The following is a 24,368-nucleotide window of genomic DNA, read 5'->3' as shown; positions in this document are numbered from 1 at the left end:
AGAAGACCATGACACAGCTACCGATCACCCCGGGCACCCCGGTCGACGAGGCGGTCGCGGTAGTGCGGCAATGGATCGACGCCGAGGTTCCGGCCGCGTGGCGTTCGGCCGCGGCCGAGGGACCAGCGGTGCTGCGGGCCGTCCGCACCCCCGCCGACTACCGGCGCTGGTACCCGCAATTCGCCGGCACGGGCCTGGTGGCGCCCACATGGCTCCCCGACCACGGGGGCCTCGGCGTCCACAACGATGTCGCGCGCGCAATCGAAGGCGTGCTCGCGCCGCTGCGTCTGGCGCGACTCAATCCGCTGGGGCTCAACAACGCTGCCGCCGCGTTGTTCAGCCACGGGACCGAAGAGCAACGCCGACGTTTCCTGCCACCGATCGTGCGTAACGAGGAGAAGTGGTGCCAGTTGTTCAGCGAGCCGGGGGCGGGCTCGGATCTCGCGTCGCTCGCCACCAGAGCGGTCCGCGACGGCGTGGGAGACGACGCCGACTGGGTGATCTCCGGCCAAAAGGTATGGACCACGTGGGCCGACGAGGCTGATTTCGCGATCCTGTTGGCGCGGACCGATCCCGATCAGCCCAAACACAAGGGCATCACGTACTTCCTGCTCGACATGCGCCAGCCGGGTGTCGAGGTGCGACCGCTTCGGCAGATCACCGGTGAGGCCGAATTCAACGAGGTGTTCCTCGACGAAGCGCGGGTCCCCGATGCCCACCGCGTCGGCGCCGTCAACGATGGCTGGCGCGTCAGTGCTTCGACGCTGTCCAGTGAGCGACAGATGGTGTCGGGCTCGGGTTCGGGTGGGATGGGCCGCCTCGGTGGCTCGAGCGCCGATCGTCTGATCACACTCGCCAAGGAGACCGGCCGCTGGGCCGATCCGGTGATCCGGAACAAGGTGATGCGCCTGTGGGCGCAAGAGCAGGTCCGCGGCTGGACCAATGAGCGTGTGCGCGCCGCGCTTTCAGCCGGACAGTCACCGGGTGCGGCGTCCTCGATCGGCAAGGTGCACCAGGCCACCCTCAATCAGCAGATTCAGGACCTGATGGTCGATCTGCTGGGTACGGCGACGATCGCCTGGCCCGCCACCGACGATCCGGACGCGCTGCCCCGGGACGTCCAGGGGATGATGCGCAGCCTCGCCAACGGGACCGAGGGGGGCACCACCGACATCAACAAGAACATCCTCGGCGAGCGTGTCCTCGGGTTACCCAAGGAGCCTGACCCCTGGAAAGGCAAGCCCTGGAAGGGCATCCCCCGCTCGTGAGTGGCTATAAACGCGTGGTGGTGACCAAGGCCGACGGGATCGGCTGGCTGATTCTCAACCGGCCCGACGCGGGCAACGCCTTCGACGCCCTGATGCTCGACGAACTCGAATCCGCGTGGGCCGTGCTCGATGCCGACCCCGGGGTCCAAGTGATCGTCAACACCGCCAACGGCAAGGCATTCTGCACCGGAATGGATGTCGTCCAGGTCGCGCGGGACAAGGAGGCCATGCGACTTCACTCCCGCCGAACAAGAGACGCCGAGCTGAAGATCTCGTCGTGGCACTGCGGCGTCTGGAAGCCGGTGATCGCCGCGGTTAATGGGGTGTGCGCCGGGGGCGGTCTGCATCTGGTGGCCGACGCCGACATCGTGATCGCGGCCGAGGGCGCGTCGTTCGTCGACCCCCACGTGTCGATCGGCCAGGCAGTCGCCTACGAGGCCATCACGCTGCTGCGCAAGTCTCCGATGGAGGCCGCGCTTCGAATGACGCTGAGCGGCAGGACTGAACGCCTCTCGTCGCAACGCGCCCACCAGTTGGGGATTGTGTCCGAGGTCGTGCCGACTGATCAACTCCGGGCGGCAGCGGGGCGACTCGCGGCCGCGATCGCCACGAATTCGCCGACCGCGATGCGCGCCACCAAGAAGGCCCTCTGGCGCTCCCTGGAAGTCGGAATGACGCAGGCGCGCAGCGATGCCACCGATGAGATCTGGCGACTGCGCAATCACCCGGACCACGCCGAGGGCGTCCGGGCGTGGCGCGAGAAGCGCATACCGCAGTGGCAACCGCTGCCAGATGTCGCGGAGGTTTCATGACATACCAGAGACTCATCGTCGAACGGCGCGGTCCCGTCGGATGGATCATCAATGACCGCCCAGATCGCCTCAATGCCTACGACGTCGTGATGCGGGAGGAATTTCCCAGGGCGTGGGCGGAATTGAACACCGATCCCGATGTCCGCGTCATCGTGCACACCGGAAACGGACGGGCCTTTCAGGTCGGCGCCGATGTCGAGGAACTCGACGGCGAGGCCGTGCTGCAATTTCAGGAGACCATGCGCACACTGGATCTGAAGTTGAGCGCCTGGCACTGCAATGTCGAGAAGCCGGTCATCACCGCCGTCAATGGCGTGTGTGCGGGCGGCGGATTGCACTGGGTGGCCGACGCCGACATCGTCATCGCGTCGTCGGATGCGACGTTCGTCGACCCCCATGTGTCGATAGGTCAGGTCAGCGCGCTGGAGACGATCGCGCTGATGCGCAAGATGCCCGCCGAGGCAGTGTTACGGATGGCACTCGTCGGCAGCCACGAACGGCTCAGTGCCCAACGGGCATACGAGCTCGGCATGATCAGCCAGGTGGTCGACCCACCCGACAGTCTGCGTGATGTCGCGCAGGAACTCGCCGAAAAGATTGCCAGGAACTCCCCCGCAGCGATGCGGGCCACCAAGCGGGCACTATGGGGCGCGCTCGAATACGGGCTGACGGACGCATGCCGAGAAGGCGCGAAGCACCTGACATCGATGTGGGGGCACCCGGACCAGAACGAGGGGCCGCTTGCCTTCGCGGACAAGCGAACTCCGAATTGGGCTCCGCTGGAGGCCGATTCGTGAGTCTCGTCGGGCTGCTGGACGGTTTGCCCGAGGTCGCCGTGCACATGGCCGGGTCCAGGGAAAGCCAAATGTCGCGCGAAGAGTTGGCTGCCAGTGCGGATCAGCTCAGCACATTGCTCACTGACAGCGGACTGGCTATCGGCCAGGTGGTCGCCGCGATGCTGCCCAACGACGCCACCACCGTCGCCGCGCTGTTCGGCACGTGGTGCGCCGGCGGCGTATACACACCGCTGAACCCTAGGGCGGCCGATGCGGAGATCGTCAGCCAGCTCGAGACTTTGCGTCCCGTCGCCATCGTCACGACTCCCGAACTGGCCGAACGCTTCACGACGTTCGGGTTGCCGGTACTGCGGGGCAAGGACGGGTCGTGGTCAACGACCGCTGGGTCTCGAAATCCCATCGATCCTCGGCAGTACGACGCCGATGTGGCCCTACTGCAGTTCACGTCAGGCACCACGGGTCCGCCGAAACCGGTGCCGCTCCGTCACACCACGGTGCTCGATCTGATTGACCGGCTGCTGGCCAAACTCCGCGGGACGAAACCTGCCTCCAAACCCGCTGACAAACCAAAGCGCCCGCCGATGCCGAACCTGGTGCCCTTATCGTTGTCGCTGTGGGCCGGCATCTACCAGGTGTTGTTCGCCTTCCGGGCCGGCTCGGGCGTCGTGCTGATGGACCGGTTCTCTCCGTCGGATTTCGCCGCGCTGGTCCAGCGACACCAATTGCGCTCCACGGTGCTGCCACCCGCGGCGCTGACCATGGTTCTGCACGACGACTCGGTGGCCGACCTCGCGCCACTGAAGATCGTGCGGTCGATCACCGCTCCCCTGTCGCCCGTTCAGGCGCGCCGGTTCCGGGACAAGTTCGGGGTGATAGTGCTGAACTCCTACGGCCAGACCGAACTCGGGGGCGAGGTGGTGGGCTGGTCGGCCGCCGATGCCCGCGAGTGGGGCGAGACCAAACTGGGTTCGGTCGGCAGGCCGCTGCCCGGCATCGACGTCACGATCGCCGACGACGAGGTGATGGTCCGCACGCCCACGACGGCCGCCCGGAAGATCGATCCAACCTTCCTGGACCGACTCACCGACGACGGCTGGTTCCACACCGGCGACCTCGGCTGGTTCGACGACGACGGCTTCCTCTGGCTCGACGGCCGGGTATCGGACATGATCAATCGCGGTGGCCTCAAAGTGTTTCCCGGCACCGTGGAGGACGTCCTGCTGGCTGCCGACGGCGTGCGCGAAGCCGCTGTGGTGGGTGTTCCGGACGACCGGCTGGGCGAGGTGCCATGGGCGTTCGTCGTGCGAAGCGATGATTCGGTCTCCGAAGACGGTCTCGTGTCGTGGTGCCGAGAGCGCCTGACGCCCTACCGGGTTCCGGTACGCGTGCTCTTCGTCCACGAGTTGCCGCGCAACGATGTCGGCAAGGTGGTCAAACGCGACCTGGCAGCGCGGGCGGGCGCGTGACCATCATCGCCCTCGACCCGGCGCCGGCACTGTCGATGGCGCTGGATGAGATCGGGGACACCATCGTCATAGAGGCGGTCGGGGCCGACGAGACGATGTGGCGGGCACTGGTCGCGCTGCAGACCACATGGCGGTCGATGCGGCCGCGGGGCGGACGGATCGTGCTGGTGCTGTCCACGGTCGGCATGGCGGGCGCCGCTGGCGCGGTGCCCTACACGACCGCTCTCGAAGGCATTCGGGCGATGGCCAAGTCCGCTGCGCGGCAATGGGCCTCAGCAGCGATCGGGGTCAACATCATCGCGGCTCCCGCACGCCTCTTCGCGACCCCGGTTGACGCCTCGCATCTGACCATCGCCGCGGTGCGCGACGACGAAAAGTTGATTGGGTCGATCGTCGAGACCGCACTGTTTCTGCTTCGTCCCGACATCGAGCACGTGACCGGCGAAACCATCGTCGTCGACGGTGGATCGGTGATGCTGCCATGACGCTCGGCGGCCATACGGTCCTGGTGACCGGCTCGGGCGCCGGCGTGGGCCGCGGTATCGCGATGGCATTGGCCGCCGACGGTGCGCATGTCGTCGTCGCATCCCGCTCCGACACCGGTGTCGCCGACGAAATATCCGCGCGCGGTCATGCTGCGATCTGGGCGCGCTGCGATGTCACGGCGCCGGAAGAGGTCGTCGATGCCGTCGGCGTCGCCGTCGCCGCAACGGGACGACTCGACGCCGTCGTGCACAACGCCACGAGCAACAGATCCAGTCAGCCGCATCGGCTCGAGGAGGTCGACCGCGCACTATGGGAGGAGCATGTCTCCGTGTCGGTGCGCGGCGCTCGACACTGCGCCGCCGCGGCGTTCGATGCGCTGCGCGAGCGCGACGGGTCATTCCTGGTCTTCACGTCGCCTGCAGGTATCGAGGGCAGCGCGACGCTCCCCCTTTACGCGACGGTGAAAGGTGCGCTTCGCGGTTTCGCCAAGAGCCTCGCCCGCGAGTGGGCGACGCACGGGATCACCGTCAACGTCGTCTCGCCGTTGGCGTACTCTCCGGCAATGACCGCCGCGATCGAAGCGGACGCCGCGATGGAAGAACGCCTCTCCCGCAGGATCCCGATCGGCCGGATCGGCGATCCCGAACGCGACATCGGGTCCGCGGTGTCCTTCCTGGTTGGGCCGTCAGCGAGATACATCACCGGTCAGACGCTGGGTGTCGACGGTGGGCATTTCATGAACCTCTGAGCCGGGTCGTCGACGGATACAATCGTTTGCTATCTTGAGAATCAACATTCTCTCACATGCTGGAGGCGCGGGTGAACGACGACAAAACGTTCGAAGTGTGGGACGCCGACAATCACATGTACGAAACCATCGACGCTTACACCCGGTATCTGCCGGAGAAGTACTCCGAGGCGCTGAAGTTCATCGACGTCAACGGCCGCAAGAAGCTACAGATTTTGGGCACGGTCACCGAGTGCATCCCCAACCCGACATACGAGGTGATCCCCACTCCGGGCGCTTGGTCCGATTACTTCCGGGGCATAAACCCAGAGGGCAAGACATTGCGGGAACTTGCCGAACCGATCCGCTGCCCCGATGAGTTCCGGCGGCCCGACCTACGCCTGGCGCTGATGGACCGGCAGGGCGTCTACGGCGCCGTGATGTTTCCGACGACAGCGGGCATGCTCGAAGAAAGGATCAAATCCGACACCGAGCTCACCCACGCGGTCACGCATGCGTTCAATCGGTGGTTACTCGACGACTGGACATTCAACTACAAGGACCGAATCTTCCCCGTTCCTGCGATCTCGCTGAACGATCCCGCGCTGGGCGTGCAGGAGCTCGAATGGTGCCTGAACAATGGCGCCCGGACGGTACTGATCCGGCCGGCACCCGTTCCGCGCGCGGACGGCACGTCGCGGTCGCCGGCGCTGCCGGAGTTCGACGATTTCTGGCGACTGGTCGAGAATTCCGGTATCTCGGTGCAGATGCACAACTCGGACTCCGGCTATGAGCGCTACGTCGACGACTGGGAGGAAGCTACGGAGTTCAACGGATTCGCGCTGAGCAAGCTGCGTGGTTTCATCTACGAGGAGAGCCGAAACATCTTCGACACTCTTGCGGCCTTCATCGCGCACGGGGTCTTCGAGCGGTTCCCCGGGGTACGCATCGGCGTGGTCGAGAACGGCGGCTCGTGGGCACACCGCCTGTTGGACGTGTTCGACCGCGTATACCGCAAGAGGCCATACGACTTCAGCGAGCATCCCTGCGATGTCTTCCGCAGACACGTGTGGATCAACCCGTTCCACGAGGAGGACATGTCGCACCTCATCGACATCCTGGGTGCGGATCGCGTGATGTTCGGGTCGGACTACCCGCATCCCGAGGGACTGGCCGAGCCCGCGGACTTCGTCAAGGAACTCGGGGATCTCCCCGCGGCGACCACCGCACGAGTGATGGGTGGCAACCTCAAAGAGCTCATCGGGATCTAGCCGAGGTTCACCGCCTCCCAAACCGGGCGCGCAGTTCGGTCTTGAGCACCTTGCCGGTGAGGTTGCGAGGCAGCGCATCAACGATTTCGAGTCGTTCGGGGGTTTTGTGCTTGCTCAGGCCTCGCGCTTGACAGTGTTCGAACACCGACGAGAGCGTCACCGCCGCGCCTGGGCGCACCACGACGACGGCGCATACCCGCTCGCCGGTCCGTTCATCGGGTACACCGATGACGGCCACGTCGGCCACCGCCGGGTGACTCGCCAGGACACCCTCGACCTCCAAGGCCGAGATGTTCTCCGCATTACGGATGATCGCATCCTTGATCCGGCCGGTGACGACGACATTGCCGTCGTCGTCGATGCGGCCCAGATCTCCTGTGCGAAACCATCCTTCGGCGTCGAAGGCCTCTGCATCCAAAGATGCGTCGACGTAGCCGAGGAAGCATTGCGGCCCCTTGAGCCGCAGCTCCCCCTCCGTGCCACGCGGCACCTGCTGTCCAGCTCGGTCGACGACCCGTATCGCAACGCCGGCCACCGGTTTGCCAACGGTGTGATCCAGTAGCTCCGCGGGACCGTTCGGCGCCTGAGAGGTGGCGACCGGAAATTCGGTCAAACCCCACGCATTGGCCACGCCGTCGACCGAAAGCGTTTGTCGCACTTGGTGACCGAGCTCGGCGGTGATCGGCGCACCCCCTCCGACGCAGCCCCGCAGATCGGGGTAGAGCGGTTCGTCACCATGCTTCGCATGCGCCGCCATGAAGGCGACGAAGAAGGGCGTCGCGCTGCCCAGCAGAGTCGGGCGATGCGCCGCGATGGCGACGGGGGTCTCGACGGGGTCGAAGGCGTCGAACAGCACCAGCTTCATCCCGGTGAGCAGGGCCGCGGCGAGCATCGCGGCGCCTCCGATGTGCGAAACCGGAAACGCGATCGGGTTGACGTCGCGACTGGACGCCCCGACGATCCCGATGACCCCTGCCGAGCCGGCGATGACCGACCGGTCGCAGTGCCGCGCTCCTTTCGGTGCCGCCGTCGTGCCCGACGAATAGTAGATCCACCGCGGTTCCTCGCCGCCGCTCGGCGGCGGTGGCAGCGCCCTCGGGTCGCCGGCTGGCAGGCGGAGCCCGTCGTTGATGGGTGCGTCGTGGTCGACGACCACGACGGACATGGGCCGCTCACCGGCACGTTCACGGGCGAGCTGATACGCGAGCGCGGTGTGGTCGAAGTCGCGCCACAATCCCGGGACGATCATGACTTCGGTCCCGAGTTGTGTTGTCACAAGCTGCAGTTCGCTTTCCCGCCATATCGGCAGCACCGGGTTCTGCATCGCACCGAGGCGCGCCAGCGCCGTCATGACGACCATCGTCTCCAGCGTGGTCGGCAGTTGCCAGGACACCACCGTGCCCGCACCGATCCCCCGCTGCGCGAGCGCCGCCGCACACGTCAGTGCGGAATCCCGCAGCTGTGCGCAGGACAGCCGGCGCCCATAGTCGTCCGCGAGGACCACCCAGTCGGGGTGCGCCCGCGCTGCGGTCTCCACCAGGGACCAGTAGGTCTGCGCGGCAGGACGTGAGGTCATCGGCTCGGCAGGTGCAGTCGGCGCTTGGCAAGAATATTGCGCATCATCTCCGAGCTGCCACCCGATATCGTGTAAGCCCGCGACCATAGCCAGCATTCACGCAACCTCTGTTTGGCCTTCTGCAGTTCCTGGTCTGCACCACCGGCGACCGTCGCATACGCTGCCAGTTCCGCGCCGTAGGCCGCGACGCGGTGATATGTCTCCGCAAAACTCAGCTTGGCGATGGAGCCGTCACCCGGTTGTTCATCGCCCGATGTCAGGCGCTCCACGTGATCGTCGATGAACGCCTTGGCCACTTCGACCTCCACGGCCAGCTCGGCGACGGCCTGGCGGACGTCGCCGCACTCTAACGCCGGCCTGCCGTCGACATGTGCGTGCCGGGCCACCGCGACGAGGTCGTCGATCAGCAATTCCAGCAGGATGACGTTCCCGCCGATGCCGAATCGTTCAAAATCCAGGCCCGCCATGATGATCGACCAGCCGTCACCCACCTCGCCGATCAGGCTGTCGGCATCCAGTCTGACTCCGGTGAGGAAGACCTCATTGACCTCGATCGCGTCACCGATCGTGCGAATCGGGCGAACCTCGACGCCGTCTGCCGAGAGCGGGACGATGAATACCGACAGGCCGTGGTGGCGCGCCGAGGTCGTGTCGGTGCGGATCAGTGCAAGGCCCATGTCGGCCCAGTGTCCGTCGGTGATCCAGGTCTTCTGCCCGTCGATCAGCCAGCTGCCATCGTCTCGGTGCGCACCGCGACTGCGCACTGCGGCGATGTCACTGCCGGCATCGGGCTCGCTCAGTAGCTGGCACCAGATATGTTCGCCGCGCCGAATCGGCGGCAGCAGTGCGCGTTTCTGGTCATCGGATCCGAAGTGCAGGAGCACATGGGCGGCCAGGTTCACCTGGTCCACCGGGCGCGGTGCGCGGGCGCGCAGAATCTCCTCGCTCACGATGCGATCGTGCAGCGGATGATAATCGCCGCGACCGCCGTGTTCGACCGGCCAGTCCGCGCCGACGAAGCCCGCCTCGAACAGGCCGGCGAACCAGGCGCGCAGTAACGCTTCCTGCTCGGCGGTCTCAGGGGCTCGATGGCCTTCACGCGCTTCGATCGCCGGTGCGTGTTCGACGATGTGCGCCCTGACCCGATCCCTGAATTCGATCAGCTGCGCCTCCGTCGGCCGGTTCCCGAACACGCTCACCAGCCGGACACCTCCGCCAGCAGCTGCCGACTCGCGCGTGCCGTGCCCATCAGCTGACCGTTGGTGAAGACCCGGCGCAGTTCGTGGTGCAGCGGATACTCCCAGGTGAATCCGATGCCGCCTGACAGCTGCATGCATTCGTCCACGGCGGCCGCGGCTTTCGCCGCGACGAAGGCGTGCGCCGCGGCCGTCAACACGGGCGCTCGTGCGTCGGCTGAGGCGATGGCGCGCGCCGCCCTCATGACGACCGCGCGTGCTTTGACCTCGAAGAGCAACAGCTCGACGAGGCGGTGCTGAATCGCTTGGAAGCTCGCGATCGGCACCCCGAACGCCACCCGTTCTCTCAGGTATGCCGTCAGGCGCTCAAGGGTCATCGACACGGCACCGACGGAGTCGGCGGAAACGAGCAGCCGCGCCACCGCCATCAGCTCCTTGGCGCGTTCGGGCGGTCCGATCAGGGTGCTGGGCGCGGCCGTGAAGTCGATACGCCATACAGTTCGGGTGACGTCCAGCAGATCTCCGTCCGGTACCAACCTCGCGGGATCCAAGTCGCGCAACAGGTGAATTCCGTTGTGTCCCAGCATAACGGCGAGGTCGATCGCGTCCCCGTGAATGACCCGCGCACAGCGATCTGCGACGGCGCAGCCCGCTGCGGTCGCGCCGGAGAGCAGGCCCGGCAGCAATTCGTCCCGGACGTCGTCGGGCGCGCAGGCGAGGGCCGCGGCCGACAGTGTGGTTCCCAACCAAGCAGACCTGTCGTTTGCTCGTCCCAGTTCCTCGGCTACGACGCAGGTTTCGGCCGGACGGGGGCCGACGCCACCCAAGTTCTCGTCGACAAGCAGGCCGGTCCAGTCCATCGCCGCAAGGTCCTTGATGGATTCCTGCTCGCCGCGTTCAGCCAGGAACTCCCGCGCCGACGCCCTCAGCAGGTCGAGGTCGACGCCGTCTGAGTCCTGCTCTGCCATGCCGCTGCTAACTCCGGAAGAGCAGCTGGTCGGCGTTGTCGCGCATGATCCGCCGCTTGGCGGCGTCGTCGAGCGGATCGAGCAGCTTGGCGAACTCGGCCGGCACAGCCAGGCCTTCGGCATGCGGATAATCGGAGCCCATCACCAAGCAGTCGTCGTATCCCAAGCCGGCGACAATCGCTGGAATGTCGTCTTCGGGGTACGGCACGACACGGACGTGACGGCGGAAGATCACCGACGGCCGTTCCGTCAGCTTTCCACCGATCCACGGACCGTTGCGGCCCATGCCACGGCTCTTGTCCATATGCTTGACGAAGAACGGCACCCATTCCGCTCCGTGCTCGGCCACAAGAACGTTCAGGCCCGGGAAGCGACCGAAGAGGTTGTCGAAAATGAGTGCGGACAGCGTCTCCTCGATGGGCCGCTGCCCGTACACGTTCATCCACTGCCACGCCGACATGTGCCAGGAAGCGGGGTCGGAGTTCTGGCCCCAGGCGGGCGAGATCGCATTGAAGTACCAGAACGGCATGATGTGGAACACCAGGATGCAGCCGGCCTCCTGCAAGCGTGCGTAGATGGGGTCGAAGTACGGGTCGCCGGGTGATCGACCGTACGCCGGCCCAGTCGGCAGGAGCACGAACTTTGCACCCTGCGCGATGATCGCCTCGGTCTCCGCGATCGCAGAGTTCAAGTCTCGCAACGACATCAGTGCGGTGGCGAAAACCTTGTCTTCGTAGTTGAAACCCCACTCTTCGTCAAACCATCGATTGAACGAGCGCAGATTGGCATACAGCGCGGCGGTGTCATCGACGTAGTGTTCGGCGGCCAGGGCCATACCGCTGGGATAGATGACCATACGCTCGATGTTTTGCTCCGCCATGACGGCGAGCCGCGCGGTACGCTCGATGAACTCCGGTTGCATCGGTTGCGGCTCGTAGGACTCCTCGGGGTTGCCCGATCCCATCTGCCGGAGCATCTCCTTGAGCGAGCCCGGCCGGTAAGCGACATCGAGACCCAGTCCCCCTTCGCTGTTGAAGGTGGCGACCCGGCGCCCCGCCAGGATCACCTCAACGCCGTCCGCCCCGCGCACGGTGGTGATCGCCCGGTCCTGAAACTCCTCCGGCAGATAACGAGTGAACGCGTCCCGCGTCTCGTAGCAGTGGGTGTCGCAGTCAAAGATGCCGTAGTCGAGTTTCGTCGTCACCGCTTCGCTCCTTAGGCGAGAATGCTTATTCTCTATTTTCACAAAACATACTATCCTGATCCGGCAATGGCTATCCCAGTCGGGATGACCAGGCGCCCGCATGAGCGGTGCCGGTCCGGCCGCCACCGCACCGAGGAAGACATGAGCCCATCAAATCCGCTGAAGGACAATGTGATCGGCTGGCCCCTCGAACCCGCGTCGGGGGACGTGCGTGCCGACAAATGAGCTCGATGACCTGCGCGGCGTAGTACGCGACTACCTGGCCGCGACCTCGCCCAGCGGGACCGTTCGCAGCCTAATGGCGACGGAAACAGGCTACGACGAGCACTCGTGGCGCCAGATGGCCGTTGAGTTGGGCCTGCACGGCGTCGCTGTGCCCGAGCGCTGGGGTGGCGCCGGCGCCGGCACGGTCGCACTTGCGGTGGTCTTCGAGGAAATGGGACACGCACTGTCGTGTTCCCCGTTTTTCGCCACGATAGGGCTGGCGACACAAGCCGTTCTCGCCAGCGAGGACGACGCGGCGGCGGAACAGCTGATTCCTGGCTTCATCGACGGCTCCAGCACCGCGACGCTGATCCTCAACGGCGAACTCGGCGCCTGGGACCCCGACGCCGTGACGCTGGTGGCTGACGGCGCCGGTGGCGGCTATCGGATCCACGGTGTGGCACCGCTGGTGATCGACGGTCACACCGCGGACATCGTCCTGGTGGCAGCCAGGACGACCGCCGGCATCTCGTTGTTCGCGGTACGGGCCGGGTCCGACGGCCTTCGTCGCACACCGCTAGCCGGGCTCGACCGCACCCGCAAGGTGGCCCGCGTGCAGTTCGACGGCGCGCAGGCAGAGCTGATCGGAACGGACGGTGGTGCCGCGAACTTCCTTGCCCGCACGTCGGACCTCGCGCTCGTCGCGCTAACGGCCGAACAGGTCGGCGCGGCGCAACGGTGCCTCGATATGGCCGTCGACTACGCCAAGAATCGAATTCAATTCGGTCGGGCCATCGGCAGCTTCCAAGCCGTCAAGCATCGGTGCGCCGACATGTTGATTCAGGTGGAGGGCGCGCGATCGGCCGAATCGCATGCGGCCGAAGTGGCCGGAACCGATGACCTCCCGACCGCCGTGTCAGTCGCCAAAATGGTGTGTTCGGAGGCCTTCCTGCAGGTTGCGCTCGACAACATGCGCATCCACGGCGGCATCGGCTTCACCTGGGAACACGACGCGCATTTGTACGTCCGGCGCGCCAAGGTGAGTCAGCTGATTTTCGGCGACCCGGACTACCACGCCCAGCGCCTGGCCACGCTCGTCTCTGAATGAAAGGATCCTCGTGACCGTCTCCTTTTCCCTCGAACTGCCGACTCATCGTGTCGCGGCTGTCGACGAGTTCGTCACCGCCGAAGCGATCGCCGACATCGCACGAATGGCCGAGGCAAGCGGATTCGCGGCAGTCCACGTCACCGACCACCCCGCCCCCGACGCGAAATGGCTCGACCACGGCGGCCACCACGCCCTCGATCCATTCGTCGCGTTGGCTTTCGCCGCTGCCGTAACGACCGACATCAAGCTGCTGACCAATGTCTACATCGCCGCTTACCGCAATCCGTTTCTCGGCGCCAAATCGATCCAGAGCCTCGCCGCGTTGTCCAAGGGGCGCCTCATCCTCGGAACTGCTGCCGGATATCTCAAACCCGAATTCAAGGCCCTCGGAATCGATTTCGACAACCGGGGCGCTCTGCTCGACGAGGCACTGGACGTGCTGGACAAGGTGCTCACCGGCGAGGACATCGCCTACCAGGGGACGTCATTCGCCGCCCGCGGTGTGCGGCTGCGCCCGCTGCCGACGACTCCCCCACCGGTATGGGTCGGTGGGAACAGCAAGCCGGCCGTGCGCCGGGCGGTGTCGCGCGCGCAGGGATGGGCACCGTTTAACACGTTCGGCTACGCCGCGGCATCGCGCACCGCGGAGATTTCGACGATCGACGAGTTGCGGCAGGCCATCGACTGGGCCAAACAATACGCAGCCGAAATCGGCCGCACCGCACCGTTGGACATCTGCTTTTCCGCGGGAAATCTGTTGGACGACAGCAGATCGGCCGACGAACGTCACGCGACCATCGAAAACCTTGCCGCGGCCGGGGTCACCTGGCTCACCATCGCGCCGTCGGGCACCGACCGCACCGAACTCATCGACCGTTCGCGCGCGTTCGCCAAAGAGTTCATCACGCAATGACGCCTCCTCAGGCCATCAGGCTGTTGGCCGCGAACGCGTCCACGCCGATCCTGCGATGAGCGAACAGCCACCGGCCGCGCGCAGGGACGAGGACATCACGGTAGCGGCCCCAATGGTCGAGCCCGATGTCGGTGTGGACGGCAAAGTAACTGCTGACCTCGACCCTGTGGCGGGCCACCGATGCGAATTTGATGCTGGAGACGTGGTGGCGGACGTGGGTCGGTGGCTGCCGGGCCGGCGCCCCCGGTTGCAAAGGCCGCGTGATCGCCGCACCGAGTCCGGCCTCGATTTGCGCGGGCCCGGTCAGTGGCTCGGTGCCGCCGGTGAATTCGAGCACGCCTTCGTCACAGAAGCATGCCGCCAGTGCCCGGAGATCGAATCGATCGGTGGCGGCAGTGTAGTCGGCCAACGTCTGCCGTACCGACTCCCTCGCTTCGAGCTCCCAGATCTCCATCGGCCCTCCTCGTGGAAATTGCTTTCCAGCACACGATAACGTCTATTCTCATGCCGCAACCCAGCCTGAAAGAACTGCTCGATCCCGCAACCACCGCGCTCGTGACCCAGGAGTGCCAGAACGGGGTGATAGGCCCGCAGGCCGGGCTCCCCTTACTCGCCGAAGAAGCGCGCCGCGAAGCAGTTCCCAACATCGCCGCACTGCTCGACGCGGCAAGAGGGGCGGGCGTCACGGTCGTGCACTGCCTGATCCAACGACGGGCCGACGGCCGGGGCTCCAACACCAACGCCCGGCTGTTCGCGGCGGGCAAGTCCTTTGACGCCGACCTCACTCCGGGCAGCGCGGGGGCGTCGGTGCTGCCGGAGTTGGGTCCCCGCGATACCGACCTCATTCTGACCCGCACACACGGCGTCGGCCCCATGTGCGGTACCGATCTCGACTCCGTCCTTCGCAACCTGGGCATCAAGACGATTGTGGGCGTGGGAGTTTCGGTCAACGTCGCGATCACGAATTTCGTGATGGACGCGGTCAACCGCGGCTACCAATTCGTTTTGCCACGGGATGCAGTAAGTGGGTACCCGCGCGAGTATGCCGATTCGCTCATCGACAACACCCTGTCCCTGCTCGCCACCGTAACCCGGTCTGGCGCCGTCGTCGACGCGTGGAGAGCATTGAACTGAAGCGCTGGGACTACCCCGATCTGGATGTGGCGCTCCCAGGATGATAACGTCGTTCTCAGATAGCGTAAATGATCATATTCGCTGCTCAGGAGGAAAGTTCAATGTCTTCCCGTTCCTTGCCGTACCCGGTTTTCGACATCGACAACCACATGTACGAGACGACGGACGCGCTCACGAAGTACTTACCGAAGGAGCATCGCGGAAAGGTCGGCTACGTCGAGGTCAATGGCCGCCCCAAGCTCGTCGTCAAGGACCACATCAGCCATATGATCCCCAACCCGACTTTCGCGCGCGTCGCCAGGCCAGGTAGCGCCGAGGATTACTTCCTCGGTAACAACCCCGAAGGCCTCAACTTCCGCGAATTTGTGGGCGAAGCAATGGATGTCATTCCCGCGTATCAGGATCCCGCTCCCCGCCTCGAGCTGATGGACGAGCTGGGCATTGACCGCTGTGTGATGTACCCGACCCTCGCCAGCCTCATTGAGGAACGCACGACCGACGACGTTATCCTCACGCACGCGATCATTCACGCCCTCAACGAATGGATGGCCGAGCACTGGACGTTCAACTATCACGACCGAATCTTCGCGACCCCCGTCATCTGCCTGCCCCTGGTGGACGAAGCCATCAAGGAATTCCACTGGGGCCTCGAGCACGGCATGAAGACGTTCCTGGTGCGTCCCGCACCCGTGCCCAGCCGCTTCGGCGGTTCGCGGTCCATGGGCCTCCCCGAGTTCGATCCGTTCTGGGAAGAAGTCGTGAACGCCGACATGCCGGTCACCATGCACGCGTCGGACAGCGGCTACCAGAAGCACCTCATGGAGTGGGAGGGCGGTGACGAGTACCTGTCCTTCAAGCCGAGCGCGTTACGCGAGGTCGTGATGGGCCATCGCGCCATCGAGGACACCCTGGCCGCGATGATCTGTCACGGCGCGCTGTCCCGTTTCCCCGATCTGAAGATCTTCTGCGTCGAGAACGGCAGCGGATGGGTGCGCAATCTGCTCGAACAGTTGAACACCGCGTACAAGATCATGCCCAAGGAGTTCGACGAGCACCCCGTCGAGGTGTTCAAGCGGAACATCTACATCCATCCGTTCCTCGAGGACGACCTCAAGGGGATTATCGACATCATGGGCGAGGATCACGTGATGTTCGGCTCCGATTTCCCGCACCCTGAGGGCATCGGTGATCCACTGAGTTTCGTCGACCGGCTTGACGGCGTCGCGGAGAACGCCAAGGCGAAGATCATGGGCGGCAACGCTATTGAGCAATTAGGGCTCAAGGTTCCGGCATGACCCAGGCGCCCACGTCCCCGATAGTTTACGACGGAATCGCAGACTTCGAGACTCACGTCGGCGAGCACCTCGGTTTCAGCGACTGGCGCCAGGTCACTCAGAAGGAAATCGACTTATTCGCCGAGGCGACCGGTGACCATCAATGGATTCATGTCGACCCGGAGAAGGCGGCCGCCGGCCCCTACGGCAAGACCATCGCGCACGGGTACCTGACATTGTCGCTGGTACCCATTCTCGTGCAACAGATCTACCGGGTGACCGGATTGGCGATGCAGGTCAACTACGGCAGCGATAAGTTGCGCTTCCCCGCGCCGGTACCGGTCGATTCCCGCATCAGGGCGGGGGCAGAACTGGTGAAGGTCGAGCGCAACGACAAGGGGGGCCGGGCCACGGTTCGCGTCACCGTCGAAGTGGAGGGCAGCGACCGCCCGGCGTGCGTCGTCGACACGATCGCCGCGATGGTCGACGCCTGACCGAACTGGGCCGAGTTCATCGACTACGCGTTCAGAACACGTTCCCCGATCACTCGTTGCTCCCGCAACGCGGCAATCTCCTGGGCGGAAAGTCCAAGCGCTCCAAGCACCTCGGCGTTGTGCTGCCCGAGTGTCGGCGCCGCGGCCCTGTGCTGGTGTGCGGGTCCCGGCGTGATGCGGAACGGCCAGCCGGGAAACCTCTGTCGGCCGGTGATCGAATGATCCAGGTCCTGATAGAAGCCGCGCGCGTCGAGTTGCTCGACGTCATACATCCGGTCGGCCGTCAGTAGTCGCTCGGCGGGCAGGCCATGCCGGCCAAACGTTGCCACGACTTCCTCCGCGGTTCGCCCGCATGTCCAATTCGCTAGTACCTCATCGAATTCGTCGTGGTGTTCCCGGCGCGCTGCGGCGGAGGCAAATCTAGGGTCGTCGCGTAGGTCGGGACGATCAATGGCGTCCAGCACCGCTCGCCAGTCACCGTCATCACGCACCGAGAGTGCGACCCACTCGTCGACATTGCCGGTCGAATAGACGCCCTGCGCGTATTCGCGGTGGCGGTTTCCCTCGCGCGGCCGCACCGATCCCGTCAACGAGTATTCGATGACGGGATCGGCTGTCACCGCGGCGCCAACCTCGATTTGCGCCGCCTCGATCAGCTGCCCCTCACCGGTGGACCGCCTGTGTTCGAGGGCGGCCAGCAGCGCGACGCAGGCGTGTACTCCGGCGATCGGGTCGGCGGGCCCCTGCAGATTGCACGGCGGGCCGTCCGCATAACCGGTCGCGGCCGACATGCCGGATACCTGTTCGATGTTCAGCGCCCAGCCCACGTAGTCACGCCACGGTCCGTGCAGCCCGAATCCGGGCATTCGCACCATGATCACGCCGGGATTGAGGCGCGCGATGGAGTCGTAGTCCAGCCCGAATTGTTCGACCACGCGCGGCGAGAAGTTCTCCACCACCACATCGGCTTGAGCAGCCAGACGCAGCGCCAGGTCCCGGCCGGTCGCAGAGGTGAGGTCAAGAGTGATGTCGCGTTTGTTGAGATTGGTTCCCTGCCAGAGCGGACCTCGCTCGTACCAGTCGTCGCCTTGGCGCAATAGGGCACCCGAGTAGCGATGTCCATCGGGTCGCTGGATTGACTCGACCTTGACTACGTCGGCCCCGAAAGCACCGAGGTAGCACGTCAGATACGCACCCGCCCAGAAAGTGCTCAAGTCGAACACCTTCAGCCCGGCGAACGGCAAAGAGACGTCGACGACGTCACCCGTCGGGCGCGGTGCGTCGCGCTTGCTCCACGTCGCCTCCGCGCCCGCTCGGACAGCAGGCGCGGCCAGCGGCGGCGGCACCGGGGTCTTCGACAGCCGGAACGGCGCACCCGGTCGGGTGAATCGCCATGTTTCCGTGGCGGATTCGATGAAGAAGCCTCGCTCGGCGTACTGCGGGCAGTTCAGGATGGTGTCCCCTGCGCAGATCGGCGCCGCGGGTATTCGCATGGCCTGACTCAATTCGACCAGGTCGGCAACGGACATCGATTCAAGGAAGGGCTGGGCCTTGGCGAAGAACTCGTCGCGCTCGGGGCCGCCGAGCATGACGGCGAGCTGATGGTTGCCGAACTCGGGCAGTCCGACCATTGCGCACACGTCCAGCCAGTGCTGGCCGGTCAGGCAGTTGATTCCGATCCAACCGTCGGCGGCGTGCACGATGCCCAGCATCGGCGCGGCTTTGGAATTAGTCGGCAGGCCGAGACTTTTCAGGCGTGCGGCCATCAACATGGGGTAAGGCAGTGTCGACAGCAGCGACTCGAACATCGACACGTCCACCTCGACCGGCCGGTTCGTTCCGGCCGCGGCGATGCGGAGCGCGGTGAGCGCGCCGAGGGCGGCGTACCCGCCCACGATGTATTCGGGGATGCGCGCACCCGCCTGAACCGGCGCCCGGCCGGGCTCACGGACATTGATCCAACCCGAGGCCGCTTGCAGGGTCAGCGGAGTCGTCACCCGGTCGCGCAGCGGCCCCTCCTGCCCGAAGGTCGAGATGCGTACCACGACAAGGTTCGGATTGATGTGGGAAAGGTTGCCCTCGTCCAACCCCCACTGCAGGCGCTCAGGCGCACCAGCGGGCAGGTCCTCGACGAGCACATCCGCCTGGGAGATAGTGTCGCGCAGCAGTGTGATGTCGCCTTGATGTGCGAAATCAAGTGTGGTGCCGCGCTTTCCGGCGTTCAGGTACTCAAACAGACCGCTTCGGTCCGGATCAGGATGGCCCGAGGGGAACGGGCCCCAGCGGCGAAGGGGATCGCCTGACGAGGGCTCGATTTTGCACACATCGGCGCCGAGGTCGACGAGTAGCTTCGTGCAATAGGGACCCGCGATCTCGGAGGCCAACTCGACGACGCGCAAGCCCGCCAGGGGTCGGTTCACGCGGGTATCCCGATGGCCTTGGGCTCCATGTAGGCCCGCAGTCCCATCACGCCGCCCTCCCGACCGATGCCGCTCTGCTTGAAGCCTCCGAACGGCGCGTCGCCGGGGATCGTGCCGTTGACCGAAACCTGTCCGGTCCTGATCCGGCGGGCGATGGCCACCGCACGGTCGATGTCGCTTCCCCACACCGCCCCGCCGAGCCCGTAGGACGAATTGTTGGCGATGGTCACCGCGTCGTCGTCGTCGCGATACCGCAACACGGTCAGCACGGGACCGAACACCTCCTCCTGCGCGATGTACGAATCGGCGGATGCGTCGGTGAGTATCGTTGGCTCGAAATAGAAACCGCTGCTCAGATCCTTCGGGCGGGCTCCCCCGGCCACGACGGTCGCGCCGTCGGCTTCGGCGCGTTTGACGAATCCCTCGACACGGTCGAGGTGCTCGCGGCTGATCAACGGACCCATGGTGACCGCCGGATCGACGGGATCGCCGATCACGACCCCGCGGGACAGTGCGGCGAGCCGGTCCACCACCTCGTCGTGGATCGCCTCGGGCAGCAGCAACCTGCTGTTGAGAATGCAGGCTTGACCGGCATGCATCGTGCATCCCTCGAACAACAGCCGTTCCAACAGGTCGTCGCTGACGTCGACGTCGGGCAGCAGGATGGTCGCCGACTTGCCCCCGCATTCCAGCAGAACGCGCTTCATCGTGGTCGCCGCGCCTGCCATCACGTCGCGGCCGACGGCAGAGCTACCGGTGAAGCTCACCATGTCGACCCTCGGATCCAAGGTCAGGCTCCTGCTGGCTTCGACGCTGGTCGGCGTCACCACGTTGACGACGCCGGGGGGAATGTCCGTGTCCTCGTCGATGATTCGCGCCAACGCCAGCCCTGCCAGCGGTGTCAGCGGCGAAGGCTTGAGCACCAGCGTATTTCCCGCCGCCAGTGCCGCGCCCAGCTTCATGACGTTGAGGGTGTGCGGGAAGTTCCACGGCGTCATGGCCGCCACCACACCGAGCGGTTCGTAGCGCAGCAGCGTGGTGCCCGCGGCCCCCCACGCATCCATCGGCGCCTCGGCGGGCTCCGTGGCGAGCTGAGCGGCATGGCCGACCATGAATGCCGGTCCGTCGACGTGAATCAGCCGTTCGTTTGCGGAACAACCCCACTCAGCCTGCGCGAGTTCGTAGACCTCCTCGTCCCTGGCCATCAGCGCATCGCTGAGTTGTTGCAGGCATCGGGCCCGTTCCGCGGGCGCGGCCGCGGGCCACGGACCCGTATCGAAGGCGGACCTGGCCGCGGCGACCGCCTGCCGGACCTGCGCCACGCTCGCGTCGGGCGCCGTTTGGATCACCGCCTCGGTGGCGGGATTGACGACGTCGTAGCGTCCGCTGTCCGGGTCGGTCCACTGGCCGCCGATGTAGTGACCGTATGCCTCGAGGAGCGAACGCGACCCAGCCATCCTGCCTGCCTTCCTGACTGCACGATCATGAAGCAGCGCGGGCGACGCCACCGAGATAACTTACATACTCAACCTGTGTGTACACGCCGACCGCAACGCCGTCAACAGCTAATTTGAGCCAGCTCTAGCCAAATATGCGGCGATTGACAGATGATCTAGCTCTCCTGTAGACAACATGGAAACGGACATTCTTGCATTATCTGTCCGGTCAGCCCAGTGTCCAAGGAAGGCATGCGGTGCCCACTTCTACTGTTCCCTTGCACTCTCCGGACTTCTACGCCGGCGATCCCTACCCGGCCTACCGGGAACTCCGCAACACGACGCCAGTGGTGTGGAACGACGTCACCAACTTCTGGGCGCTATTGAAGTACGAGGATGTCCGCTACGTTTCGGGCCACCCACTCACCTTCTCGTCGACGAAGGGCATCACGATTCCGGATCCCAGCCAGCCTGAACCCGTTCAGGAAGGCAACCTCATTTTCACCGACCCTCCCCGCCACCGGCAGCTCCGCAAGCTCATCAACTCCGGCTTCACCCGCCGGCAGGTGCAGTTGCTCGAGCCCAAGGTGCGCCAGATCGTGAAGGGCATCATCGACAGTATCGACCCATCGCGAGATTACGAGTTCGCCGAGGAGATTGCCGCGCCTCTTCCCACCCGGATGATCGCAGAGATGCTAGGTGCCCCGCCCGAAGACTGGGAGCAATTCCGCGCGTGGTCGGACGCGGCGGTCGGCACCGCCGACCCAGACATCGAGCTGGACTCGATCGTCGCGCTCGGTGAACTCTATGAATACTTCACCAAGCTCATCGGTGCGCGGCGCTCCGGCGAGGTCAGCGGGCAGGATGATCTGCTGAGCATCCTGGCTGCGGCCGAGGTCGATGGCGAGCGGCTGTCCGATGCGGATCTGCTCAACTTCTCCTTCTTGCTGTTGGTCGCCGGCAACGAAACCACGCGCAACCTCATCGCATTGGGCACGTTGGCCCTGATCGACCACCCCGACCAGTTCGCGCTGCTCCGATCGAACCCATCGCTGCTACCCAGCGCGGTCGAGGAGATGCTGAGATACACCAGCCCGGTCACCCACATGGCCCGCCACGCCACCGAGGACATCGAGATCCGCGGCCAACAGATCAAGGCCGGCGACACCGTCGTCATGCTCTACGGCGCCGCCAATCGCGACGAAGAGATCTTCGGGCCCACCTGCGAAGAGTTCGATATCACCCGTAATCCCAACCCTCACATAGCATTCGGAGCCGGTGAGCACGCCTGTCTTGGCGCGCAGCTCGCCCGCCTGGAAGCCCGGGTGATGTTCGAGGTGCTGCTGGGCGCTTATCCCACGATCGAGCTCACCGGCGACGTGTCACGACTTCGCGCCACCATGGTGCCCGGCGTGAAACGCATGCCGGTCCGGCTGGGAGCGAACAACTGATGGACTTCGACTACACGCCTGAACAGGATCAGCTCCGAAAGGACTACCGGACCCGACTCGAGGCCGTGATGACCCCGGAGCGCCGCGCCGCCGTGGCCAACCTCACCGAGGGCGGTGCCGCGATGACCGAGTGCAGGCGTGCTCTCGGCGAGGCCGGGCTACTCGGAGTCGCCTGGCCGGCTGAATACGGTGGTGGCGGGCTGACCGCGCTGGAGCAGTACATCTTCTCGGAGGAGGCGCGGAAGGTCAACGCGCCGTTGCCGTTTGTCACCCTGAATACCGTAGGCCCCACGCTCATTCAGTACGGCACCGAGGAGCAAAAGGCCAAGTTCCTCCCGGCGATCCTCAAGGGCACCGTCGATTTCGCGATCGGCTACTCGGAGCCGGGCGCCGGCAGCGACCTCGCGTCGCTACGTACCACCGCGGTACGCGATGGCAACGAGTTCGTCATCAACGGTTCCAAGATGTTCACCAGCGGTGCGGAGTTCGCCGACTACATCTGGCTGGCGGCACGCACCGACCCAACCGTCAAGAAGCACAAGGGAATCACCCTGTTCATCGTGCCGACCGACTCACCCGGCTTCTCCTGGAAGCCGCTACACACGATGCCGGGGGTGTCCACCTACTACACCTTCTACGATGACGTCCGGGTACCCGAGAGCGCCATCGTGCTCGGCGAAAACCAGGGCTGGACGCTCGTGACGAACCAACTCAACCTAGAACGCGCCGCCCTGGGCAATCTCGGTGCCCTGGAGCCGCTGTTCATCAAGACGCTCAAATGGGCATCGACGACACCGCTCGACGAAGGCATGGTCATCGACCAGCCCTGGGTGCGGCAGGCCCTGGCCCGAGTCGAAGCGCAAGTCGCCGCCTACCGCCTGCTGAACCTGCGCGTCAACGCGACCATGAGCTCGGGCGCACTCGGGATGGGCGAGGCCTCCGCGGCAAAGGTATTCGGCACCGAGCTCACCCAGCAGGTCGCCCGCGAACTGCTCGAAGTGGTGGGACAAGCCGGTGTGCGCAAGGGCTCGGCGGCGCCGCTCAAGGGCGAGTTGGAGAGCGCATACCGCCTGGCGGTCATCAACACGTTCGGCGGCGGAGCCAACGAGCTTCAACGCGACATCATCGCTATGGCCGGCCTTGGGATGCCCCGCGCACCCCGAGACGCGCGGGCCTCCGGAAAGGGGAAATCCACGTGACAGAGCTAGCCAAAGACGACCTGCGCGAGCGCCTCGACGCGTTGATCGGGACGCCCACCGACGGAGTCGGCAGACCCTCCCGCGCCCCTGATCCGGTGAACGCCGCGATGATCCGGCACTGGGCGTACGCGTTGGACGACATGAATCCCGCCTACCTTGATCCCGAGTTCGCAGAGAACTCCCGCTACGGTGCCCTGGTTTCCCCGCCGGTGATGTTGCAGAGCTGGACGATGCCTCCGCCCAAGCTCGCCGGCATCCATGAGCGCGGCGGCGTGCCGATCGAGATCAAGACGAATCCGCTGCAATTCCTGTCCGACGCGGGCTACACGGGCATCATCGCGACAAACTCGGAGTTCGAGATCGAACGCTATCCCCGCGTCGGCGACGTGATCACCGGTGAGACGGTTTTCGACTCGATCTCCGACGAGAAGACGACCGCGATGGGCAACGGATTCTTCGTCACGTGGGTGACCACCTACCGCGATCAGAACGGCGAAGTCATCGGCCGCCAATGGTTCCGCACGCTGCGATTCAAGACGGGAAGCTGATGGCGACCAGACTCGCTCCGTCGATCAGCCCGGACACCGAATTCTTTTGGTCGGGCCTTGAGGACCATAAGCTGCTGATCCAGCGATGCGCCGACTGCAAGACGTTGCGGGTGCCGCCCCGCCCGATGTGTGGGAATTGCCAGTCACTCAACTGGGATTCCATCGAATCAACCGGGTGCGGAACGGTTTACAGCTTCGTGATGCCGCAATACCCGCCACTCCCCTTCCTCCAATACCCCTATGTCGTGGCACTGATAGAGCTTGACGAAGGCGTCCGCATCGTGTCGAACCTGTGCGATATCGAACCGGCAGCCATCGACGTCGGGATGCCCGTCGAGGTCTTCTACGAGAAGTTCGAAGCAATCCCGAGCGGGGACGAGCTGGTGCTGCACCAGTTCCGGCCCGCGCGCTGAACA

23 protein-coding genes are annotated in these 24,368 nt (G+C 65.2%); 16 read left to right on the top strand and 7 right to left on the bottom strand.

Annotated elements, in window-relative coordinates:
- Positions 1-8: 8 nt before the first annotated feature.
- Genes G6N26_RS00635 through G6N26_RS00605 form a run of 7 tightly spaced genes read left to right on the top strand, consistent with a single transcriptional unit; the run spans position 9 to position 6,827 of the window.
- Positions 9-1,268: an acyl-CoA dehydrogenase family protein gene (locus G6N26_RS00635; protein WP_083016375.1), complete on the top strand. Its 1,260-nt coding sequence runs from the start codon at positions 9-11 to the stop codon at positions 1,266-1,268.
- Positions 1,265-2,080: an enoyl-CoA hydratase/isomerase family protein gene (locus G6N26_RS00630; RefSeq protein WP_083016372.1), complete on the top strand. Its 816-nt coding sequence runs from the start codon at positions 1,265-1,267 to the stop codon at positions 2,078-2,080. Before G6N26_RS00635 ends, G6N26_RS00630 begins: the two co-directional genes overlap by 4 nt.
- On the top strand, positions 2,077-2,877 hold the full coding sequence (locus G6N26_RS00625; protein WP_067166740.1) for an enoyl-CoA hydratase/isomerase family protein: 801 nt from the start codon (positions 2,077-2,079) through the stop codon (positions 2,875-2,877). Before G6N26_RS00630 ends, G6N26_RS00625 begins: the two co-directional genes overlap by 4 nt.
- Positions 2,874-4,343, top strand: a complete 1,470-nt coding sequence (locus G6N26_RS00620) for a class I adenylate-forming enzyme family protein (protein ID WP_083016368.1) — start codon at positions 2,874-2,876, stop codon at positions 4,341-4,343. Before G6N26_RS00625 ends, G6N26_RS00620 begins: the two co-directional genes overlap by 4 nt.
- Positions 4,340-4,828 (top strand): SDR family oxidoreductase, encoded by a 489-nt coding sequence (locus tag G6N26_RS00615; RefSeq protein ID WP_067166746.1) that lies wholly within the window; start codon positions 4,340-4,342, stop codon positions 4,826-4,828. Before G6N26_RS00620 ends, G6N26_RS00615 begins: the two co-directional genes overlap by 4 nt.
- Positions 4,825-5,577, top strand: coding sequence for an SDR family NAD(P)-dependent oxidoreductase (locus tag G6N26_RS00610; RefSeq protein WP_067166749.1), 753 nt, complete (start codon positions 4,825-4,827; stop codon positions 5,575-5,577). Before G6N26_RS00615 ends, G6N26_RS00610 begins: the two co-directional genes overlap by 4 nt.
- Before the next feature lie 56 nt (positions 5,578-5,633).
- Positions 5,634-6,827, top strand: a complete 1,194-nt coding sequence (locus G6N26_RS00605; RefSeq protein WP_067166753.1) for an amidohydrolase family protein — start codon at positions 5,634-5,636, stop codon at positions 6,825-6,827.
- A 7-nt stretch (positions 6,828-6,834) separates the two neighbouring features.
- Here G6N26_RS00605 and G6N26_RS00600 read toward each other — a convergent pair whose 3' ends face one another.
- The 4 genes from G6N26_RS00600 to G6N26_RS00585 are packed head-to-tail and all read right to left on the bottom strand — an operon-like array spanning position 6,835 to position 11,771.
- Positions 6,835-8,403 (bottom strand): class I adenylate-forming enzyme family protein, encoded by a 1,569-nt coding sequence (locus G6N26_RS00600; protein WP_067166756.1) that lies wholly within the window; start codon positions 8,401-8,403, stop codon positions 6,835-6,837.
- On the bottom strand, positions 8,400-9,602 hold the full coding sequence (locus tag G6N26_RS00595; protein WP_067166759.1) for an acyl-CoA dehydrogenase family protein: 1,203 nt from the start codon (positions 9,600-9,602) through the stop codon (positions 8,400-8,402). The genes G6N26_RS00600 and G6N26_RS00595 overlap by 4 nt, the downstream gene beginning before the upstream one ends.
- Positions 9,599-10,567 carry an acyl-CoA dehydrogenase family protein gene (locus G6N26_RS00590; protein WP_083016364.1) on the bottom strand — a complete coding sequence of 323 codons (969 nt, stop codon included), beginning with the start codon at positions 10,565-10,567 and terminating at the stop codon, positions 9,599-9,601. Before G6N26_RS00590 ends, G6N26_RS00595 begins: the two co-directional genes overlap by 4 nt.
- Positions 10,568-10,574: 7 nt before the next feature.
- A complete protein-coding gene (locus G6N26_RS00585; protein WP_067166767.1) occupies positions 10,575-11,771 on the bottom strand; it encodes an amidohydrolase family protein in 1,197 nt (398 codons plus the stop codon).
- 211 nt (positions 11,772-11,982) lie between these two features.
- On the opposite strand from G6N26_RS00585, the gene G6N26_RS00580 reads away from it, so the two are divergent.
- Both G6N26_RS00580 and G6N26_RS00575 read left to right on the top strand, forming a co-directional pair.
- Entirely contained in the window at positions 11,983-13,083 is a 1,101-nt protein-coding gene (locus tag G6N26_RS00580; RefSeq protein ID WP_067166771.1) for an acyl-CoA dehydrogenase family protein, read from the top strand.
- A gap of 10 nt (positions 13,084-13,093) precedes the next feature.
- Positions 13,094-13,996, top strand: a complete 903-nt coding sequence (locus tag G6N26_RS00575; protein WP_067166775.1) for a TIGR03619 family F420-dependent LLM class oxidoreductase — start codon at positions 13,094-13,096, stop codon at positions 13,994-13,996.
- A gap of 7 nt (positions 13,997-14,003) precedes the next feature.
- On the opposite strand, the gene G6N26_RS00570 is transcribed toward G6N26_RS00575, so the two are convergent.
- Entirely contained in the window at positions 14,004-14,450 is a 447-nt protein-coding gene (locus G6N26_RS00570) for a nuclear transport factor 2 family protein (RefSeq protein ID WP_067166779.1), read from the bottom strand.
- A 50-nt stretch (positions 14,451-14,500) separates the two neighbouring features.
- Between G6N26_RS00570 and G6N26_RS00565 the strand changes: the two genes are divergently transcribed.
- The 3 genes from G6N26_RS00565 to G6N26_RS00555 all read left to right on the top strand — a co-directional run bounded on the left by G6N26_RS00565 (position 14,501) and on the right by G6N26_RS00555 (position 16,898).
- On the top strand, positions 14,501-15,130 hold the full coding sequence (locus G6N26_RS00565; protein WP_083016361.1) for a cysteine hydrolase family protein: 630 nt from the start codon (positions 14,501-14,503) through the stop codon (positions 15,128-15,130).
- A 101-nt stretch (positions 15,131-15,231) separates the two neighbouring features.
- Positions 15,232-16,425 (top strand): amidohydrolase family protein, encoded by a 1,194-nt coding sequence (locus tag G6N26_RS00560; protein WP_083016357.1) that lies wholly within the window; start codon positions 15,232-15,234, stop codon positions 16,423-16,425.
- Positions 16,422-16,898 carry a MaoC family dehydratase gene (locus tag G6N26_RS00555; RefSeq protein ID WP_083016354.1) on the top strand — a complete coding sequence of 159 codons (477 nt, stop codon included), beginning with the start codon at positions 16,422-16,424 and terminating at the stop codon, positions 16,896-16,898. The genes G6N26_RS00560 and G6N26_RS00555 overlap by 4 nt, the downstream gene beginning before the upstream one ends.
- Positions 16,899-16,921: 23 nt before the next feature.
- On the opposite strand, the gene G6N26_RS00550 is transcribed toward G6N26_RS00555, so the two are convergent.
- Both G6N26_RS00550 and G6N26_RS00545 read right to left on the bottom strand, forming a co-directional pair.
- Positions 16,922-19,318 (bottom strand): CaiB/BaiF CoA transferase family protein, encoded by a 2,397-nt coding sequence (locus tag G6N26_RS00550; RefSeq protein WP_083016350.1) that lies wholly within the window; start codon positions 19,316-19,318, stop codon positions 16,922-16,924.
- Positions 19,315-20,775, bottom strand: a complete 1,461-nt coding sequence (locus G6N26_RS00545) for an aldehyde dehydrogenase family protein (RefSeq protein ID WP_067171673.1) — start codon at positions 20,773-20,775, stop codon at positions 19,315-19,317. The genes G6N26_RS00550 and G6N26_RS00545 overlap by 4 nt, the downstream gene beginning before the upstream one ends.
- A gap of 257 nt (positions 20,776-21,032) precedes the next feature.
- On the opposite strand from G6N26_RS00545, the gene G6N26_RS00535 reads away from it, so the two are divergent.
- From G6N26_RS00535 to G6N26_RS00520, 4 genes are read left to right on the top strand one after another with little or no spacing between them, the layout of a single operon-like run.
- Complete coding sequence (locus G6N26_RS00535; protein WP_083016347.1) at positions 21,033-22,205, top strand: cytochrome P450; 1,173 nt, start codon at positions 21,033-21,035, stop codon at positions 22,203-22,205.
- Complete coding sequence (locus G6N26_RS00530; protein WP_083016343.1) at positions 22,205-23,404, top strand: acyl-CoA dehydrogenase family protein; 1,200 nt, start codon at positions 22,205-22,207, stop codon at positions 23,402-23,404. The genes G6N26_RS00535 and G6N26_RS00530 overlap by 1 nt, the downstream gene beginning before the upstream one ends.
- Positions 23,401-23,952 carry an FAS1-like dehydratase domain-containing protein gene (locus G6N26_RS00525; RefSeq protein ID WP_083016339.1) on the top strand — a complete coding sequence of 184 codons (552 nt, stop codon included), beginning with the start codon at positions 23,401-23,403 and terminating at the stop codon, positions 23,950-23,952. The genes G6N26_RS00530 and G6N26_RS00525 overlap by 4 nt, the downstream gene beginning before the upstream one ends.
- Positions 23,952-24,365 (top strand): Zn-ribbon domain-containing OB-fold protein, encoded by a 414-nt coding sequence (locus G6N26_RS00520; protein WP_083016335.1) that lies wholly within the window; start codon positions 23,952-23,954, stop codon positions 24,363-24,365. Before G6N26_RS00525 ends, G6N26_RS00520 begins: the two co-directional genes overlap by 1 nt.
- The last annotated feature ends 3 nt before the right edge of the window (positions 24,366-24,368 follow it).

Source organism: Mycobacterium marseillense, assembly GCF_010731675.1.
In the GTDB taxonomy this organism is placed as follows: domain Bacteria; phylum Actinomycetota; class Actinomycetes; order Mycobacteriales; family Mycobacteriaceae; genus Mycobacterium; species Mycobacterium marseillense.
Note: the sequence above shows the minus strand (reverse complement) of the source record. Positions and strands in the feature narration are given on the sequence as shown.

Excerpts from the sequence above, each read along its gene's own strand:
- G6N26_RS00610 (WP_067166749.1), top strand. The coding sequence starts at position 4,825 with ATGACGCTCGGCGGCCATACGGTCCTGGTGACCGGCTCGGGCGCCGGC.
- G6N26_RS00590 (WP_083016364.1), bottom strand. The coding sequence starts at position 10,567 with ATGGCAGAGCAGGACTCAGACGGCGTCGACCTCGACCTGCTGAGGGCG.
- G6N26_RS00560 (WP_083016357.1), top strand. The coding sequence starts at position 15,232 with ATGTCTTCCCGTTCCTTGCCGTACCCGGTTTTCGACATCGACAACCAC.
- G6N26_RS00570 (WP_067166779.1), bottom strand. The coding sequence starts at position 14,450 with ATGGAGATCTGGGAGCTCGAAGCGAGGGAGTCGGTACGGCAGACGTTG.
- G6N26_RS00565 (WP_083016361.1), top strand. The coding sequence starts at position 14,501 with ATGCCGCAACCCAGCCTGAAAGAACTGCTCGATCCCGCAACCACCGCG.
- G6N26_RS00600 (WP_067166756.1), bottom strand. The coding sequence starts at position 8,403 with ATGACCTCACGTCCTGCCGCGCAGACCTACTGGTCCCTGGTGGAGACC.
- G6N26_RS00520 (WP_083016335.1), top strand. The coding sequence starts at position 23,952 with ATGGCGACCAGACTCGCTCCGTCGATCAGCCCGGACACCGAATTCTTT.
- G6N26_RS00555 (WP_083016354.1), top strand. The coding sequence starts at position 16,422 with ATGACCCAGGCGCCCACGTCCCCGATAGTTTACGACGGAATCGCAGAC.
- G6N26_RS00625 (WP_067166740.1), top strand. The coding sequence starts at position 2,077 with ATGACATACCAGAGACTCATCGTCGAACGGCGCGGTCCCGTCGGATGG.
- G6N26_RS00545 (WP_067171673.1), bottom strand. The coding sequence starts at position 20,775 with ATGGCTGGGTCGCGTTCGCTCCTCGAGGCATACGGTCACTACATCGGC.
- G6N26_RS00530 (WP_083016343.1), top strand. The coding sequence starts at position 22,205 with ATGGACTTCGACTACACGCCTGAACAGGATCAGCTCCGAAAGGACTAC.
- G6N26_RS00605 (WP_067166753.1), top strand. The coding sequence starts at position 5,634 with ATGCTGGAGGCGCGGGTGAACGACGACAAAACGTTCGAAGTGTGGGAC.
- G6N26_RS00635 (WP_083016375.1), top strand. The coding sequence starts at position 9 with ATGACACAGCTACCGATCACCCCGGGCACCCCGGTCGACGAGGCGGTC.